The following is a 514-nucleotide window of genomic DNA, read 5'->3' on the forward strand; positions in this document are numbered from 1 at the left end:
GAGAGTAGGTGGTTGCCAGATTCATAGGCTCATAGCTCAGGTGGTTAGAGCGCACGCCTGATAAGCGTGAGGTCGATGGTTCGAGTCCATTTGGGCCTATATGGGGGCGTAGCTCAGTTGGGAGAGCACCTGCCTTGCAAGCAGGGGGTCACGAGTTCGAATCTCGTCGTCTCCACTGTCCAAAGCATTACTATTAATGCGAGAGGGACAACTTTGTACTTTGAAAACTAAACACAATCAAATGATAGATTTAAACTTCAAATGCTCATTAAGTGAGCAAGCTAAAATTTATTTTAGCGCCTAATGATAACGCAAGTTGTCAGGGTAACAAACAGATAATCTGTTGGTTTATATCTACAATTTAACCGATAAATTTATATTCTTTGTATTCAACGAAAGTTGATTAACAAGGCACATGACAAACCGTCAACGTAAGTTGAACGGATTAGGTCAAGCTACTAAGAGCGTAGAGTGGATGCCTTGGCACCGAGAGCCGATGAAGGACGTGATAAGC

2 tRNA genes are annotated in these 514 nt (G+C 43.2%); both read left to right on the plus strand.

The features are described 5' to 3' along the window. The first annotated feature begins 25 nt into the window (after positions 1 to 25). Positions 26 to 99, plus strand: a tRNA-Ile gene (locus CS063_RS17430). Positions 100 to 102: 3 nt separating this feature from the next. Then, positions 103 to 175: transfer RNA gene (locus CS063_RS17435), tRNA-Ala, on the plus strand. Positions 176 to 514: the final 339 nt, after the last annotated feature.

It is taken from the genome of Sporanaerobium hydrogeniformans (assembly GCF_002735925.1).
Classification (GTDB): Bacteria; Bacillota; Clostridia; order Lachnospirales; family Cellulosilyticaceae; genus Sporanaerobium; species Sporanaerobium hydrogeniformans.